Genomic DNA, 16,394 nt, shown 5'->3' with positions numbered 1-16,394 from the left:
AGCATCAGAGGAGGCTTGCGTCAAATTATAGATAAAAATTCAATGTTGGGTTTGTTGCGATATAAATTTATAGATTTTTTTATATGGACATATCAATTTTGACGTTTTAACTGAAGTGAAAATTCCGAATCTCGTAAAATTATCTATAATTTATAACGAGCATCATTTTATAAGGATATTTCATGTCTCAGCCTGTTTCTCATCAGAATGCACCTCAGACACGCTGGACGGCAGAGGAAGCATGCCGCATCTATGATCTGCCGTTTAATGATCTGATGTTTCAGGCGCATGTCATCCACCGGCAGAACTTTGACCCGAACCGCCTGCAGATGAGCAAATTACTGAGTATTAAAACCGGCGGCTGTCCTGAGGATTGCTTTTATTGCAACCAATCAGCGCATAATCCGACCGGCCTGAAGGCTTCCAAACTGATGGAAGTCGAGCGTGTGCTGGCTGAAGCGCGGCAGGCAAAAGCGGCCGGTGCTACCCGCTATTGTATGGGCGCGGCATGGCGCAGTCCAAAAGAGCGCGACATGGATATGGTCGTTGCGATGGTTCAGGGCGTCAAAGCCATGGGCATGGAAACCTGCATGACGCTTGGCATGTTGTCACTGCCGCAGGCACAGCGTCTAGGTGCGGCGGGCTTGGATTATTACAACCATAATATTGATACGTCTGAGGAATTCTACCCGCAGATTATCACCACCCGTACTTTCGCAGACCGGCTGGATACGCTGGATAATGTGCGGATGGCCGGTATCAATGTCTGCTCCGGTGGCATTCTCGGCATGGGGGAGAGCGAGCAGGATCGCGTTAATATGCTGGTGACGCTGGCCAATCTTGAGGAAGTGCCGCAAAGCGTACCGATCAATATGCTGATCCCGATTGAAGGCTCCAAACTTGCTAATGCTAAACCGGTGGATTCCATTGCTTTCATCCGCATTATCGCCTTGGCGCGGATTATGATGCCGACATCCCATGTGCGGCTTACCGCAGGGCGCAGCAATATGAGCGATGAAATGCAGGCAATGTGTTTCTTCGCCGGTGCCAATTCGATTTTCATCGGCGATGTTCTGCTGACAGCCGCCAATGCCGGCGATGACCGCGATGCGGATTTGTTGAAGCGTTTGGGCATGCAGGCTGAGACTGTGGCTGAGGAAAGCTGCACATGCTGATGCAGCCTTACAATGCGATATTGCAACGGCTTGAAAGCAAGGGACGGCTGCGTAGTCTCAACGTGGCGCAAGGTGCAGATTTCTCATCCAATGATTATCTGGCATTGGCTGGCTCGGACTATTTACGCAATATTGCCAGTCAGGCGCTGGAGCGTGGCGTGCCGGTCGGCTCCGGCGGTTCACGTTTGTTGCGTGGCAATCATCCGGAGCATGAAGCGCTGGAGGCGGAAGCTGCTGCTTTTTTCAAGGCACCACAAGTCTTGTACTTTGCCAGCGGTTTCGACGCCAATCAGGCGGTGTTTGCTACGCTCCCCCAAGCTGGCGATCTGGTGCTTTATGATGCGCTGATCCATGCCAGTATTCATGCAGGCTTGCAGGCAGGTAAAGCGAAGACCAAAAGCGTGCCGCACAATGATATTGCAACATTTGAAGCGGCCATCCGGCAATTTCGTGCGACAAAGAAAAGCGGCAAACTCTGGCTGGCAGTGGAAAGCCTCTATTCTATGGATGGTGATTTTGCTCCGCTCGCAGAGCTGAGTGCTTTGGCAGATCATTATGACTGTTTCCTTTATATTGACGAGGCGCATGCGACTGGTGTGTTTGGCGCAGACGGGCGGGGTTTAGCGGCAGAACTGGCGGGGCAGGATAATGTGCTGATCTTGCATACTTGCGGCAAGGCACTTGGTGCTTCCGGTGCGCTGCTCTGCGCGGCAAAAGTTTTGATTAATGTACTGATTAATCGGGCGCGAGGCTTTATTTTCTCAACTGCGCCAGCGCCTTTGCAGGCAGCGATTGTGCGCGGTAGCGTGAAGGCGTTGGTTGCAGAACCGCAGCGGCGTGAGAAATTACAGGCACTCATTCGTCATGCAGAACGATATTGGCAGCCAAGCGGTTCTCAGATCATACCCTATCAGATCGGAGATAATCAACGTGCAGTGGCAATGGCCGAAGCTCTGCAAAATCATGGCTTTGATATCCGCGCCATTCGCCCGCCGACAGTGCCATTCGGTACTGCGCGGCTGCGTATTTCTATCACATTAAATGTTGATGAGGCACAGATCACCCGTATGGCTGAAGTGCTGAAACAGATTACAAGTTCCTATGAATAATCCTGTATTTATTGTCAGTGGGACCGATACCGGTATCGGCAAAACCATCTTCAGCGCAGCCCTCACACAGGCTTTGCAAGGCCGTTACTGGAAACCGGTGCAATCCGGTCTGGAGGAAGAGACTGACAGCGAGACCGTGCGCCGATTAGTGCCGGACTGTCCTGTCCTGCCGGAGCAATGGCGTTTGCAATTACCTGCTTCACCGCATCTCTCGGCACAAGCCGAGGGGGTGGAAATCGAACCCACCGCTCTGAATATTCCGCACTGTGACCGGCCGTTGGTGGTGGAAGGTGCAGGTGGCTTGATGGTGCCGCTGACACGCAGCCAGACTTATCTCGATATCTTCGCCCGCTGGCAGCAACCGGTTATTCTTTGCGCCCGTACACAGCTCGGCACAATCAATCATAGTCTGCTGTCACTGGAAGCACTGCGTAACCGCAATATTCCGGTGCTGGGTGTGGGTTTTATCGGCCATGCGCATGAGGACAGTGAAGGGATCATTTGCGAGCTTGGCAAAGTGCGCCGCCTTGGTCGCCTGCCGGTGCTGGATGATCTGAACCCGCAGACATTGGCTCAAGCGTTTACAGAGAACTTTAATCTGCATGATTTTATCGGAGGTGACCGATGAGCCATTATTCATCGCCGGTCTGGCATCCGTTTACCCAGCATCTGCTGGAACCGGTTACGAAAAAGATTACCTGTACCGAAGGTGCCTATCTGATTGATGAGGACGGGCGTAAAGTTCTGGATCTGATTTCGTCCTGGTGGGTGATTACGCATGGTCACCGTACGCCGCCGATCATGCAGGCAATTCGTGAAGCAACAGAGCAATATGACCAGATCATTTTTGCGGAATACAGTCATGAACCGGCGGAGCAACTGGCACGGGAACTGATCCGTATTGTGCCGCATGGTTTGTCACATGTGTTCTATTCCGACAGTGGTTCGACTTGTGTGGAAGTGGCGCTGAAAATGGCGCTGGGCTATTTCCATAATCGCGGTGAACCACGCTCCAAAATTGCGGTGATGGCCGGTAGTTATCACGGTGACACAATCGGCACCATGTCTGCCGGTGAGCGCGGCGTGTTCAATGCGGCCTATGGTGCACTGCTTTATGATGTGGCCACAATTCCGTTTCCCGCTGAGGGGCGCGAACAGCAAACGCTGGATGCGTTTGAACAGCTCTGCCGTGGCGGACAACTGGCAGCATTAATTGTCGAGCCGCTGGTGCTTGGCGCAGGCGGCATGAAAATCTATCCGGCTTTTGTGTTGCGGCAGTTGAAAGCGATTGCCGAGGCGCATGGTGTCTTATTGATCTGCGATGAGGTGATGACCGGTTGGGGACGTACCGGTACTCTATTTGCCAGTGAGCAGGCCGGTATCACGCCGGATATTCTATGCCTTTCCAAAGGGATTACCGGCGGGGCGCTGCCTCTGGCCGTGACACTGTGTGTACCTGAAATATTTGAAGCGCATCTTTCAACCGACCGCAGTCGCACTTTCTATCATTCGAGCTCTTATACGGCGAACCCGATTGCCTGTGCGGCAGGGCTTGCCAATGTGCAAATCTGGCGTGAGGAGCCGGTTTTGCAAAGGGTGCAGACTTTGCAGGCGATGCAGAGCCGTGAGTTGCTACATTTCAAAAATGACACGCGTTTTGAGAATGTCCGGCAATGTGGAACCATCACAGCACTGGATGTTAAAGCGCAAAGCAGCGGTTATCTCTCGAATGTGGCTTTGCGGCTGAAAGCGTTTTTCCGTGCGCATGACGTGCTTCTGCGACCGCTCGGTAATGTGCTCTATTTGATGCCGCCTTATTGCGTGACAGAACAGGAATTGCAGCGCAGTTACCAGCTGATTGATGAGGCGGCAGACCTGTTGCAAAGCGGTAAATTATGAGTGGCTCTTATCCGTCATCCATTATCGGCTTCGGTCATGCCGTGCCCAAGCTTCAGGTGTTCAACCCAGAGATCGAAACCGAACTCGGGCTTGAGGCAGGCTGGATTGAATGCCGCACCGGCATCCGCAGTCGCTATTGGGTTGAGGATGGTGAGACACTGACGGATCTGGCGGCAGCAGCCGGACGCATGGCGCTGGCAAATGCTGGTATAGCTCAATCTGAGATCGGTATGGTGCTGCTGGCAACATCTACGCCCGATCATCTTTTGCCGCCTTCCGCCCCGTTGCTGGCACATAAATTAGGGCTGTCAGGTGCCGGTGCTGTCGATCTTGCCGGTGCCTGTTCCGGTTTTCTCTATGCGCTGGTGATGGGGGATGCATTGGTGCGAACACAGGGGCGGGCAGTGTTGATTGTTGCGGCAAATATTCTCTCACGCCGTATCAACCGGCAAGAACGGGCGTCTGCCGTGATGTTTGGCGATGCGGCCGGAGCCGTTGTGCTGGCACCATCCCGAGACGGGTTGTGCAATCTGGTCAGTTCCACACTTACCAGTGATGGCAGTCATTATGATCTGATCGGCATTCCGGCAGGTGAAACATTGATGACCATGCGCGATGGCCGTACCATGTTTGCACAGGCGGTGAAGACTATGACGGAATGCGGCAAAATAATTTTACAACAGGCAGATGTTGAATCCACGACTATCAATCATTTTGTGCCGCATCAGGCCAATGCACGAATTTTCGATGCGGTGGCAGAGCAGTTGCAACTGAGCAATGCGGTGACTACCCGCACGATCAGTGACTATGGCAACTCATCAGCGGCGACCATTCCGCTCAGTCTGTCTTTGGGGCAGGGTGTTTATCGTAAAGGCGATTTGATCCTGCTGACAGCCGCGGGCGCGGGATTGACAGGCGGAGCGGCACTGCTCAATTACACGGGATAATTCGGTAAATTTTATAGCCTGATTGCCGTATCACTATTTCACAAGGCATGGCGCGGTTTCTTATTCTTGTCTCCGGTATGGAGGAATTGGAATGGTGAAGCAGCAGAAACCTTTTGCGGGTATTACGGTGCTGGATTTTTCCCGCGTTTTGGCAGGGCCGTTTTGCTCTGCCATTCTGGCGGATCAGGGCGCGCAGATCATCAAGGTCGAACCGCCGCAGGGCGACGATCAGCGCTATATGGGCGCGGTGCGTAACAATCAGAGTATCAATTTTCAGCTGTTTAACCGTAATAAGCGCAGCCTGAAACTCGACCTGCGTCAGCCGGAAGCGGTGAAGATCGCGCAGGAATTGGCGCTGAAAGCCGATGTGGTGCTGGAAAATTTCCGCCCGGGTGTGGCAGATCGTTTGGGGATTGGTGCAGAACAGTTGCAGGCGCTGAAACCGGATCTGGTCTATTGCTCCGTCTCCGGCTTTGGCCAGCAAGGGCCGATGGCCGCTATGCCGAGCTATGATGTGGTAGCGCAGGCGCTGTCTGGCATGATGAGTGTGACCGGCGAGGCATCGGGTGCCCCGACACTGGTTGGTGACTCCATCGGCGATATTGTTTCCGGTATTTATGCGGCGCAGGCGATTTCTGCCGCGCTGTACCGCCGCTCGGTTACCGGACAGGGCGCGCGGATTGATGTGGCTATGTTTGATGCACTGTTCAGCCTGCTGCCGACTGTGCTCGCCGGATGGCAGGGCAGTGGCAACCGGCCTGCACGCTTTGGTAATCAGCATCCGCTGTCTGCGCCTTTTGGTGCTTTTGCTGCATCGGATGCGCCTTTCATTCTTGCTGTGGCCAACAAGGCGCTTTTTGCCCGTCTCGCAGAGGCGCTGGGCAAGCCGCATCTGGCAGATGATCCGCGTTTTGCTTCTGACCAGTTGCGCAGTCAGAACCGTGATGCTTTGCAGGCAGAGATCGAAGACTGGTCACGGCACTATACTGCTGCCGAAGTGGTAGAGAAATTGGGTAAAGCCGGTTTGCCCGTGTCAGAAATCTGGTCGGTGGATGAGGCCGCACAAAGCGCCCATGCGCAGCATCGCCAATTGCTGCATGAAGTTGAACATCCGCAATTGGGTAAGCTGCTGGTGCCGGAACAGCCGGTGCATTTCGACGGCTTGCCGCGTGGTGATATCCGGCAGGCACCGGAGCTGGGCGCTGATGGTGCGGATATTCTGCGGGAGTTTCTGGATATGGATGAGACACAGATCAGTGCGCTGACAAGCGCCGGAATTGTCTGATTATCTTTGTGATTTAAGGGACGGAGTACAAGAATGGGACTACAGATTACGGATGCCGACCGCGCATTCGCAGCGGATGCACGCGCTTATTTGCGTACCAATCTGCCGGAAGCACTGGCCTATAAGGTGCGGCACAATATTCGCCTGACCAAGGAGGATCTGACCGGCTGGCAGGAAGTGCTGGCAGCGCGCAACTGGTATGCAATCGGCTGGAGCAAAGAGATGGGCGGTGCCGGTCTGACACCGGTGCAACGCTATTTGTTTGAGCAGGAATATGGTGCGATTTGCGCACCGCATCCATGTCAGTTCGGTATTGCCATGGCGGGGCCTGTTATCCATTCCTTTGGGAATGACGAACAGCGGGCACGTTTTCTGCCGGATATTCGCGAGAACCGGACATTCTGGTGTCAGGGCTATTCCGAACCGGGGGCAGGTTCTGATCTGGCTTCGCTGACAACTTCCGCTGTGCGGGATGGTGATCATTATGTGGTCAATGGTCAGAAAATCTGGACAACATGGGCGCAATGGGCAGACTGGATTTTCTGTCTGGTACGGACGCATAAAGGCGAACGTCCGCAGCAGGGCATTTCCTTCCTGCTGATTGATATGCGTACCCCCGGTATTACGGTTCGCCCGATCCGCACATTGGATGGTGAGGCCGAGTTTAACGAGGTGTTCTTCAATGATGTGCGTGTGCCGGTTGAAAACCTGATTGGTACCGAAGGAGAAGGCTGGGGCTATGGCAAATATCTGCTCGAATATGAGCGTTTTTCCATGTCCGGTGCTGCGCGTTCCAAGCGTATTCTCGGTGAATTGAAAGAAGATGCCGCACGTCTTGGTGTAGCGAATGATCCGCTATTGCAGGATCGTATGACGCGGATTGAAATCCAGCGTCTGGCGCTGGAACATATGGAACTGAAACTCCTGTCACAGAGTGAAGCGGGTGAAAATCCGGGTCCCGAAGCCTCAAAGCTCAAAATCCGTGGCACTGAGATTGCTCAGGCATTGGCGCAATTACGGTTGGATATTTTTGGTGCGCAGGTGCTGCCCTACAGCGAGGCATTCCTTGATGGTGAGGCGGAGACGGAAAATCCGGCGGCTGCCGGTGCCGCTGCTGCATGGCTCAATTTGCGCAAATTGACGATCTGGGGCGGATCAAATGAAATTCAGCGCATGATCCTTGCCAAGCAGGTTCTGGGTTTAAGGTGAGGAGAGCGGATATGCAGAAAACACGCGAAGAAAAAGCAGACGAATTGCGGATGCTGACGGATTTTGTGACCCGCTTTGCTGCTGATCACACACCGGAAAACGGATTGCCGCAAAATGATCTCGATCTGTGGCCGCAGATTGCGGAAATGGGGTTGATTGGTCTTGCGCTGCCGGAGGCATCGGGTGGTGCGGAGCTGGGCGCAGAAGGTCTGGCAGCGGTGGCACAAGCTCTGGGAAGTGTTGCCTTGCCGGTAGATTTTGCTTGCGGTGCGGCACTGGCAGCAAGTTTGTTATGTGAAGCGCAGAAGAGCAATCCGGATGTTGAGCCATTACTGGAGAACTTCCTCGCCGGTGAGCTGCGCATAGGCATTGCCGGTCAACTGGCGACAGCAGCGCAGGGGATCAAGTCTGCTAACCTGCCGGAACTGACCGGCACTGGTCTGGCATTCAACAAGCAACAGGTCTTTGGTGCACGTGCGTCTGAAAAACTGTTGTGTCTGGTGCAACAAGGCAGTGGCGTTGCTTTGTGTCTGGTCTCTGCGGAAAAGGCGCAGTTCCGTCAGTTGTCGATGATTGACGGCCGGACGATGAGTGAGATCACGGCAGATATTGCACCGGCGGATATTCAGGTGCTGCTATCCGGTGATGATACGCAACAGCACATTGAAGCCTGCTCCGCAGATGTTCTGATTGCTGTTGCCGCAGACAGTCTTGGCGCGATGGATAATCTCTACCGGCAGACGCTGGATTATATGCGGATGCGTAAGCAATTCGGCAAAGCGCTTGGTTCTTTCCAGACCATTCAGTTCCGTCTCGTGGATATGTCGGTGGCGCTGGATGAGGCAAAAGCTTTGGTCGAAGCTGCAGCGGAAGCGCAGGACAATGGTGCGGAAGATGCCCGCGCTCTGACTCTTGCCGCATGGGTGCAGACTTTATGGTCAGCCCGTCATATCGCGCAGGAGGCCGTTCAGCTTCACGGTGGTATCGGCATGACCGAGGAATGTGCGATTTCCCCGCTGGTCAAGCGCCTGCTGGTAAATGAACACAGTTTCGGTCAGGCGGAAGCCTATATGGCAGCCTATCGTCAGTTGGCTGCCTGAAACGTCTTGCGCAAACAAGCGAGCAAAATATGCTCCGGTTCATTGAGATTGCGGGTGCCGCTGGTGCCCGCAGTCAGATAAAAATGCGGCGCATCCGGCAAAGTATACTGTAACAACGGCTTGGCGGAAGTGATATTGTCTGCCAGTGCCGCAGGGATAATCGTGCTGTAGCCGTTGCCCGCAAGTGCCAGACATAATTGCAGGGACTGGGTTTCCAGCGCCGGTTGATAGTCTGTCGCTTCCGGCATTTGCATCAAAGCATTGCGGATACTGTCACCAGTAGCAGGCAAGGCCAGCGGTGCGTCCTCTGCATCAATATCGGAAATATATTGCAGCGGCCCCAGATCGGTTAAGAACGCAGCATTTTCAGGGTGTATTGTGCTCTCGAGCAGAGCAATAGAGCACTCGCCCTGCTTCAAGCGTTCTTGCAGAACATGCGCCGGTGCCTCACTCACTTTCAAAAGCACATGCGGGCACAGGAGCTGCCATTCCCTCATCGCATTGCTGATGGCTGTAGCACTTATCGGGCTGAGCAAGATCATCGGGCTGAGGCCGAAAGAAATCACCGGCTCGTCCATCACTGCAATTTGCTGTGCACCCTGGCGGATCGCATCAGCCAGATTGAGCACGCTTTGCAGCAAAGGGGCTTTATGCACCGCTGTCGGCAGCGGATGCAGGCCTTTATAATGGCGGGCAAACAGCGCTGTGCCCATCAATTGCTCTGTCTTGCGCAATTGTGCGGACAAGGCAGGCTGGGTCTGATTGAGCCTGCGGGCGGCTTCGCTCATATTGCGGCAATGATAGAGCGTCAGAATACTCTGAATATCGCGCAGCGACACCGGCGGATTATAGAGCGTCACGGTCTGTCTGCTCAGTTCTTCACGCACCAGTGTGATGAAATCCTGTGCGACGACAGTCAGCTTTTCATCTTTGGTGGTGATTTTCGCTGTGACAGGGCTATGCAACGGGTTTTCCAATTGCAGCACAGCAAGATCATTGCGGCTGATGCCGCTGGCAAGCAGACTATGCGGTGCAAGCAGAAGTACCGGCTGCTTGGCTTGCTTGAGACGAGTGAAAATCCCCACATCTTCCGATGTCATCTCCGGCGCAGGCAGATCATGCTGGCGGCAATAGGCGCGGATACGGGCTTCTTCGGCCGGTAAGAGCGGCGGCAGCCACAGGCTGTAATTGCGTAAATCCTCAGGGCTGAGCGGAGCCTGATCTTCATCGGGCACAAGGCCGCCTGCAACGGCAATCCACTCATCATCAAACAGAAATTGTTCTTGCTCGCTGCCATTTTGCGAAGCATAGCCCAGCAGAATATCTGTATTCTCAGGTTTACTGGTGTCGAAGGCGCTGATGAGAGGTGAGCGGAAATGCACTTGTGCATAATATTCAGGATGGGAAAGTCGGAACGGGCGCACGGCAGCCGTTGCCGCACGGGATAATTTGCCAAACATGAAGTGCAGCGGTGAGCTGACTTTCAGCGCAGTTGAAATGGCCTTGCCGGAGAAGGCGGTTTCTACTGCCTGCAAGGTCGCAGTCGCCTGCTGAAACAGCCAGCGTCCGGCTTCGCTTGGCACCAGACCTTTGGGGCCGCGCACAAAAAGCTCCAGCCCCAATTCCGTCTCAAGCGCAGAAATTGCGGTGCTGAGGGTGGAGGGGGAAATTTGCTCGGCTTTGGCCGCTTCTGCATGATTATAATACTGGCAGGCCAGAACAAAATAGGCGAGAGAGCGAAGTTCCATGGTCTGTGCAGCTTTATGTTTTTAAAGGATAGTTTTCTATAACTGTTCCCCAATACAAATGACCAGCTTAAAAACAGGATTGAAGCAGACAAAACAAAACCGGCCATGCAATGCAGAGCCGGTTTTGTTGTTATACGATGTATTGCTCAGACGCTGAATGTTGTTTCCGCGTTCAGCGGATAGATCGGGCGACGCAGTTTTTTATAATCGCGGGCACCGAGATTGGCTGTGCTCAACCCATCGGCATCCACTTCAATAATCGCTGAGGCAATCGGCCCGAAAGCGGCGCGGAAATGCTGCTGGGATTTCACTACCACAATATCATAATCAGCAGGTTCAATGCCGACACTGCGGAACAGGTTTTTATCCAGCATTTGCTGACGTTCCGACGAAATCAGCATGTCGGTATTGCCGACACGGAAGCAGACACTTTTGCCAAGTGAGGCTGGTAGCCCCTGAAACATCGGGCCCTCAAATGTAATATTGCCGTCTGAAATGGCAATGACCTCACCGGTCAGCGTAATTGCACCGCCACCGATTTTCGGGTCAACTTTACCGCCAAGGCTGACAGTGCATTGCGCACCGATACCTGCCGCTGCCAGTTCTGCAACGGCCTGCGGGTCACAGAAAGCACCAAAGGCCGCCCGCCCGACATTGGTTTCCAATAAGCCCTTCAACACTGTGGTCGCATCGCTATAGGCACCGCAGCCCGGATTATCGGAGAAGTCGGCGATTACCAGCGGGCCTTGTTTGGTGTTATTGGCAAAATGCGCACGGATTGCCTCGGGCATTTCCGGTGCCTGCAAGCGGTTATCCTCATCCTCGCGACGGTTCCAAATTTCCTGACACAGTTGTTCGGCGTGACTAACGGCTTGAGCTTCATTCACCTTATTGCGGTCATAGCAAACCACAGCAGAAGGGCCTGTGTTAAACACATCGGCATCATAAAAACCGGCATTGATCGAAGTGGCGAGAATACCGTCCTGTGCTGCAATCTTGTCTGCGATCTCCAGAATTTCAGTCATGGCGCAAGCATGGGTGGTGCGGCCGTCATTACAGCCATTCAGCATTGGCGGCTGGCGCACAGCAATCGCAGGGCTGATCTGACCGCGCATCGCGTCTTCAAGCAATTTACCTGCCTTACGTCCGCATTCAGCCATATCCACATGCGGATAGGTGCGGAAAGAAACGGCAATATCCAGCAGCGCACTCATTTCCGGTGCGCTATTGGCGTGCAAGTCGAATGTACCGGCAACCGGTATATCATTGCCGACAATGCCACGGATGAATTGCAGCAATTCGATCTGGGCATCATCCGCGCTTTCCGTGCACATAGCGCCGTGGAAAACAATGAACACGCCGTCCGGTTTGTGTCCTTCTAGCGTTTCAGCCACATCGCATTGAAAATGCTCGATCATGGATTTTTCTACCAAGCCACCCGGTTCGGCACGGGCGGCAACCGTATAAACCGGCTCCCAGCCATAGGCTTCGCAACATTCGATAAAGCCGCCGATCTCGGAATTGGTGCCGCGGCAGTGGGTTTCGATTTCCTGTCCTTTAAAATAGTGGCAGAGATGGAAGTCCTTCAAAGCGGTCTTCAGCATGGAAAAAGTATTGGTTTCCTGATTGAGTTCAAGAACGGCGACTTTGAAGCTCATAGGGGCATCTTTCATTTATGCGGTATTGATATTGCAAGCGAAAGGCTTTCTGCCCCGCCTGCTTTTGCTGTGAGCAGGGCAGAAAGCATGAGCCTGTGAACGGAACGCTGTTTGCAGGCTACGGGGGAAGAAATGATCTGAGGTGTGCAGATTTACTTCAGATAGGCGCTGGCATTGACCGGACGAACCATAATGTCGAAGTCAAAATATTGCTGGCGGATCTTGTCGTAAGTGCCGTTTTTGATGATGGCTGCAAGCGCGGTGTTGAGACGCTCTGCCAGATCGCCGCTGTCTTTACGCACGGCCATTGCATTGCCCTGTGCCGCATCCAGAATGAAAGGCTTACCGGCAAATTCACAGCAATTACCGCTGTCCTGCGCCAGCCAGTCGCTCAGTGCCATCTGGCTTTCCAGAACCATGTCGAGACGACCGCTGTCCATATCGAGGAATACCTCGCTGAGCGAAGGATAGAGTTTCACTTCATTGTCAGGGAAATAGTCTTTGAGCGTATCGACCGCAACCGAGCCGGATTGAGTGCCGATGACCTTGCCTTTCAGGGCTTCTTTGGAGATTTCCTGAATGCCGAGATCCTTGCGGGCAATGAAATGCATGGCATTGAAATAATACGGATTGCTGAAAGTAACCTGTTTTTTGCGCTCTTCATTGACGGCCATTGAGGCGATCATCACGTCAAATTTGCCGGATTGCAGGGCAGGAATAATCCCCGACCATTCATGCGTGCTCCATTCGCACTCAACTTTCATTTCAGCGCAGACGGCCTGCCCGATATCATAGTCAAAACCTTTGATTTCGCCGCTGCCGGTTACATAATTGAACGGCTTGTAGTCACCTTCTGTGCCGATGCGCAGTTTTTCTGCCGCCGGAGCCTGAGCGGTCATAATGCCCAGAGCGATCAGGCTTGCCGCTGATATGAATGCTGATTTCATTAAAGATTCCCCGATGTTGCCCTTCATTCTTCTAATGTCTGATTTTAGAATAAAGGCTTGTTCTTGGCGCTTCCATTCGCCGTGTGAAACTAATTTAATATCAATTAAAACATTGATATTAATAATTTAATTGAATTTTTGTTGTTTTTTCAATTGCCAGCATGATGGATTTAAAACCTGTATGCAATGTGAAAAAATTGATTTAAAATATCGAAATAATTCATATCTGAGAAATTCCGGACAGGATGAAAGATGCGTGATTTACCCGGACTGAAATCATTGCGGGCTTTTGAGGCCGCTGCGCGCTGCGGCAGTCTCACAGGCGCAGCGGATGAATTATGCGTCGGGCAGGGCGCGGTCAGCCATCAGATCCGTCTGCTGGAGGACTATCTGGGTTTGCGGGTGTTTATCCGCAGACAGCATGGTGTGGAACTGACACAGGAAGGCAGTCTGCTGTTCACATCCTGTCAGCGTGCCTTTGACGATCTGGCCGGAACAATCCGCCATATCAGCCCGCGCACGGCGCAGAAGGTGTTGCGTGTGAAAGTGGGGCCGTTCTTTTCGATGAAAATCATTGCGCCGCGCATTTCTGAATTTCTGGCGCAGCATCCGGGTCTGCAGCTGCATCTGTCCCATCTCGATACCAATGTGCCTGCATCTGGTCAGCCGGATATTGTGATCGATTATCGTCTGGGTGGTGTGGCCGGAAAATTCTCAAAACAATTGCTGCGTGAAAGGCTGGTACCGGTTTGCGGGACGTCCATCCGTAATCAATATAAGAGTGCAACAGAACTTTTATGCAGCAACCGTCTGCATTATCGCTCCGTATCGGAATGGCAGAGCTGGATTGCCACATCTGGCCTGATGCTTGGTCATAGTCAGCAGGATCTGATTTTTGACGATCAGCATATTATTCTGGAGGCGGTTAAAGAGGGACAGGGTGTGGCGCTGATCGATCAGGCGCTGGTTGAGCAGGAGCTTAAAACCGGCCAGATGTTTCTGGTCTCGGAACATTGCTTTGAACCGCAGGAGACTTACCAGTTTGTATGTCAGGAGGACTTGTTCCGGTCAAAGCCGGTGACAAAGGACTTCCTCGACTGGTTGCTCAGAGAGGTTGCATTGCGGCGAAAGCAGCAGGATGCACCAGAATTGCCCGGCTGAGGCCGGTAGTACCGCTGCATCTGGCAAGGATACAGCGGTGAATGATTTATCGCGACAGCGCCTGACTTGGATAGCGCAATGTCGCATCAAACGGATTGAGCTTGCTGGAAATCAGCGCGGCTTCTTTTTTCAAAAGATCAGCGATGGTGCGCTGGCGCTGTTCTGTCAGGCGCGAGGCCAGTGTGCCGATACTCAGTGCCGCAACGGCTGTACCGTTCTGATCCAGCACCGGCACGCCGAGTCCTGCCATGCCTTCAATCATTTCAAAATTCATATGGGCAGCGCCGGTCTGTCTTACACTGTCAATCATAATGCGCAGATCAACTTCATCAATCGCTGCGCGGTCGAGAATGCGCGGCATGTTGAAACGGATAATCGCCTCGCGCTCTTCTTCCGGCAGAAAAGCCAGAATGGCGATGCTGCCCTGACCAATACCGAGCGGAACTTTTCCGCCGATATCACCTGTGAAAGAGCGGATCGGAAACGGGCCTTCCACGCGGTCGAGACACACGACATCAAAACCGCTGCGCACAAGCAGAAATACAGTGTCGTTAAAGGTAGCTGACAGACGTAGCAGTGCCGGACGGGCAAAATCCAATATACCATCACGCTGGCGGGTTTGCGCTGCCATGCAGAAAAAATCCAGTGAGAGGCGATAGGATTTTGTGTCGTTGATCTGCTCAACCAGTCCTTCGCTGATCAGGCTTTTGAGCAGGCGATGCGTGGATGGCTGGCTGAGTTCCAGCTCGCGTGCCAGATCAATTAGCCGCATTCCGTCCCGTGAATGAGCGGCCAGTCCTTTTAAAATCTGGATGGCTTTTGTGAGGCTCGTATTCACAGGGGATTTCGTATTTTCACTCATTGCGCGACTCTTGAATTGGAATAATTCCGTATTATGGATTAAACTATATAAAATATTTCAGAATAGAAAATAGAATTTGTCTAATTCGCAAAATTTCTGTCAATTATTGGATAAATTCCGCTTTAAGTGAAATCTGCCCGCATGCCCTTGTTACAAGGCAGCCATGAAACAGGCCGATTGAGAGAGCGGTAAACGGCCGGATAACCCGCAGCGCAGAAATGCCGGTACTGCTCAGGGAGGTATGCATGAGCTTTTTGAACCTGAAACAGGTTTCCAAAATTTATGGAAAATTCACAGCGGTGAAAGATTTCGATCTGGCTGTGGAAAAAGGTGAATTTATCTCTCTGCTCGGTCCTTCCGGCTGCGGCAAGACAACGACATTGCAGATGATCGCCGGTCTGGTGACGCCATCATCCGGTTCTGTCACGCTGGATGGTCGCGATATTACCTATACGGCTCCGGCTCAGCGTCAGCTTGGCGTGGTGTTTCAGAGCTATGCACTGTTTCCGCATATGACCGTTGCGCAGAATGTCAGCTTTGGTTTGGAAATGCGCAAAGTGCCGAAAGCGGAGCGTGATGAACGCGTGAAAGAAACGCTGGCTCTTGTGCATCTTTCCGCATTGGCCGACCGCTATCCGCGTGAGATGTCCGGCGGTCAGCGTCAACGTGTGGCGATTGCCCGTGCGCTGGTGATCAATCCGCCGGTGCTGCTGCTGGATGAGCCTTTGTCCAATCTTGATGCGCAGCTGCGTGAAGAAATGCAGTTTTAGCTGCGCCGCATTCAGCGTGCTGTGGGCATTACCACCATTATGGTGACCCACGATCAGGCGGAAGCTTTGTCGATTAGCGACCGTATTGTGGTGATGGAGAAGGGTAATATCACGCAGGTTGATATGCCTTATAAGCTCTATGAGCATCCGCGGAATGATTTCATTTCCAACTTTGTCGGCAAGTCCAACTTCCTGAGTGCGCAGGTTGAAGCGGATATGCTGGCGATTGAAAATACCGCAATACGCTTCAAACCGGAGCAACCTGTGAGCGGCGACAAGGTTTCTCTGTTCATCCGTCCGGAAAAACTGAACCTCACCGCAGCCGGTGCCGGTCATGTGGATGGTACTGTTGCCGCCCGCTATTTTATGGGCAGCCAGTGGTTTGTCACGGTTGCAACACCTGCCGGACAATTGTCTGTGTCGCTGCCAAATGTTGGCACACCGCCACCGGCAGAAGGCGAAACAGTTGGTTTGGTCTGGCAGCATGAAGATTGCCGGATGCTTGCAGGCGGAGCGGCCTGACC

General features: G+C 53.0%; 13 protein-coding genes and 1 pseudogene. 10 read left to right on the top strand and 4 right to left on the bottom strand.

Translation table 11 applies throughout. From position 1 onward, the window contains the following. Positions 1-182 precede the first annotated feature (182 nt). From bioB to JNC80_RS01525, 8 genes are all read left to right on the top strand, one after another. Positions 183-1,175 carry a biotin synthase BioB gene (gene bioB / locus JNC80_RS01560; protein ID WP_376709291.1) on the top strand — a complete coding sequence of 331 codons (993 nt, stop codon included), beginning with the start codon at positions 183-185 and terminating at the stop codon, positions 1,173-1,175. Beyond that, positions 1,169-2,284: an 8-amino-7-oxononanoate synthase gene (locus JNC80_RS01555; RefSeq protein ID WP_376709290.1), complete on the top strand. Its 1,116-nt coding sequence runs from the start codon at positions 1,169-1,171 to the stop codon at positions 2,282-2,284. Before bioB ends, JNC80_RS01555 begins: the two co-directional genes overlap by 7 nt. Further along, positions 2,277-2,912 carry a dethiobiotin synthase gene (gene bioD / locus JNC80_RS01550; protein ID WP_376709289.1) on the top strand — a complete coding sequence of 212 codons (636 nt, stop codon included), beginning with the start codon at positions 2,277-2,279 and terminating at the stop codon, positions 2,910-2,912. Before JNC80_RS01555 ends, bioD begins: the two co-directional genes overlap by 8 nt. Beyond that, entirely contained in the window at positions 2,909-4,183 is a 1,275-nt protein-coding gene (locus JNC80_RS01545; protein WP_376709288.1) for an adenosylmethionine--8-amino-7-oxononanoate transaminase, read from the top strand. Before bioD ends, JNC80_RS01545 begins: the two co-directional genes overlap by 4 nt. Next, entirely contained in the window at positions 4,180-5,130 is a 951-nt protein-coding gene (locus JNC80_RS01540) for a beta-ketoacyl-ACP synthase III (RefSeq protein WP_075654211.1), read from the top strand. The genes JNC80_RS01545 and JNC80_RS01540 overlap by 4 nt, the downstream gene beginning before the upstream one ends. 91 nt (positions 5,131-5,221) lie before the next feature. Then, a complete protein-coding gene (locus tag JNC80_RS01535) occupies positions 5,222-6,415 on the top strand; it encodes a CaiB/BaiF CoA transferase family protein (protein WP_376709287.1) in 1,194 nt (397 codons plus the stop codon). A 33-nt stretch (positions 6,416-6,448) separates the two neighbouring features. Next, positions 6,449-7,624, top strand: a complete 1,176-nt coding sequence (locus JNC80_RS01530; RefSeq protein WP_376709286.1) for an acyl-CoA dehydrogenase family protein — start codon at positions 6,449-6,451, stop codon at positions 7,622-7,624. A gap of 11 nt (positions 7,625-7,635) precedes the next feature. After that, the gene (locus JNC80_RS01525) at positions 7,636-8,724 is read left to right on the top strand and encodes an acyl-CoA dehydrogenase family protein (RefSeq protein ID WP_376709285.1); all 1,089 of its coding nucleotides are present in this window, start codon (positions 7,636-7,638) and stop codon (positions 8,722-8,724) included. Here the strand turns inward: JNC80_RS01525 and JNC80_RS01520 are convergent. The 3 genes from JNC80_RS01520 to JNC80_RS01510 all read right to left on the bottom strand — a co-directional run bounded on the left by JNC80_RS01520 (position 8,709) and on the right by JNC80_RS01510 (position 13,077). Next, the gene (locus JNC80_RS01520) at positions 8,709-10,472 is read right to left on the bottom strand and encodes a LysR family transcriptional regulator (protein WP_376709284.1); all 1,764 of its coding nucleotides are present in this window, start codon (positions 10,470-10,472) and stop codon (positions 8,709-8,711) included. The genes JNC80_RS01525 and JNC80_RS01520 overlap by 16 nt on opposite strands. Positions 10,473-10,618: 146 nt before the next feature. After that, positions 10,619-12,130, bottom strand: a complete 1,512-nt coding sequence (locus JNC80_RS01515) for a M81 family metallopeptidase (protein ID WP_376709283.1) — start codon at positions 12,128-12,130, stop codon at positions 10,619-10,621. Between the two features lie 152 nt (positions 12,131-12,282). Next, positions 12,283-13,077 carry a transporter substrate-binding domain-containing protein gene (locus JNC80_RS01510; protein WP_376709282.1) on the bottom strand — a complete coding sequence of 265 codons (795 nt, stop codon included), beginning with the start codon at positions 13,075-13,077 and terminating at the stop codon, positions 12,283-12,285. 252 nt (positions 13,078-13,329) lie between these two features. On the opposite strand from JNC80_RS01510, the gene JNC80_RS01505 reads away from it, so the two are divergent. Then, a complete protein-coding gene (locus JNC80_RS01505) occupies positions 13,330-14,238 on the top strand; it encodes a LysR family transcriptional regulator (protein ID WP_376709281.1) in 909 nt (302 codons plus the stop codon). 46 nt (positions 14,239-14,284) lie between these two features. Here JNC80_RS01505 and JNC80_RS01500 read toward each other — a convergent pair whose 3' ends face one another. Then, positions 14,285-15,100, bottom strand: a complete 816-nt coding sequence (locus JNC80_RS01500) for an IclR family transcriptional regulator (protein WP_022710880.1) — start codon at positions 15,098-15,100, stop codon at positions 14,285-14,287. 245 nt (positions 15,101-15,345) lie between these two features. On the opposite strand from JNC80_RS01500, the pseudogene JNC80_RS01495 reads away from it, so the two are divergent. Next, positions 15,346-16,392 (top strand): annotated as a pseudogene (locus JNC80_RS01495) (ABC transporter ATP-binding protein). The last annotated feature ends 2 nt before the right edge of the window (positions 16,393-16,394 follow it).

The organism is Pseudochrobactrum lubricantis (assembly GCF_041929865.1).
GTDB lineage: Bacteria > Pseudomonadota > Alphaproteobacteria > Rhizobiales > Rhizobiaceae > Pseudochrobactrum > Pseudochrobactrum saccharolyticum.
Note: the sequence above shows the minus strand (reverse complement) of the source record. Positions and strands in the feature narration are given on the sequence as shown.

Coding starts and splice junctions, on each gene's coding strand:
- bioB (WP_376709291.1), top strand. CDS start 183: ATGTCTCAGCCTGTTTCTCATCAGAATGCACCTCAGACACGCTGGACG.
- JNC80_RS01555 (WP_376709290.1), top strand. CDS start 1,169: ATGCTGATGCAGCCTTACAATGCGATATTGCAACGGCTTGAAAGCAAG.
- bioD (WP_376709289.1), top strand. CDS start 2,277: ATGAATAATCCTGTATTTATTGTCAGTGGGACCGATACCGGTATCGGC.
- JNC80_RS01545 (WP_376709288.1), top strand. CDS start 2,909: ATGAGCCATTATTCATCGCCGGTCTGGCATCCGTTTACCCAGCATCTG.
- JNC80_RS01540 (WP_075654211.1), top strand. CDS start 4,180: ATGAGTGGCTCTTATCCGTCATCCATTATCGGCTTCGGTCATGCCGTG.
- JNC80_RS01535 (WP_376709287.1), top strand. CDS start 5,222: ATGGTGAAGCAGCAGAAACCTTTTGCGGGTATTACGGTGCTGGATTTT.
- JNC80_RS01530 (WP_376709286.1), top strand. CDS start 6,449: ATGGGACTACAGATTACGGATGCCGACCGCGCATTCGCAGCGGATGCA.
- JNC80_RS01525 (WP_376709285.1), top strand. CDS start 7,636: ATGCAGAAAACACGCGAAGAAAAAGCAGACGAATTGCGGATGCTGACG.
- JNC80_RS01520 (WP_376709284.1), bottom strand. CDS start 10,472: ATGGAACTTCGCTCTCTCGCCTATTTTGTTCTGGCCTGCCAGTATTAT.
- JNC80_RS01515 (WP_376709283.1), bottom strand. CDS start 12,130: ATGAGCTTCAAAGTCGCCGTTCTTGAACTCAATCAGGAAACCAATACT.
- JNC80_RS01510 (WP_376709282.1), bottom strand. CDS start 13,077: ATGAAATCAGCATTCATATCAGCGGCAAGCCTGATCGCTCTGGGCATT.
- JNC80_RS01505 (WP_376709281.1), top strand. CDS start 13,330: ATGCGTGATTTACCCGGACTGAAATCATTGCGGGCTTTTGAGGCCGCT.
- JNC80_RS01500 (WP_022710880.1), bottom strand. CDS start 15,100: ATGAGTGAAAATACGAAATCCCCTGTGAATACGAGCCTCACAAAAGCC.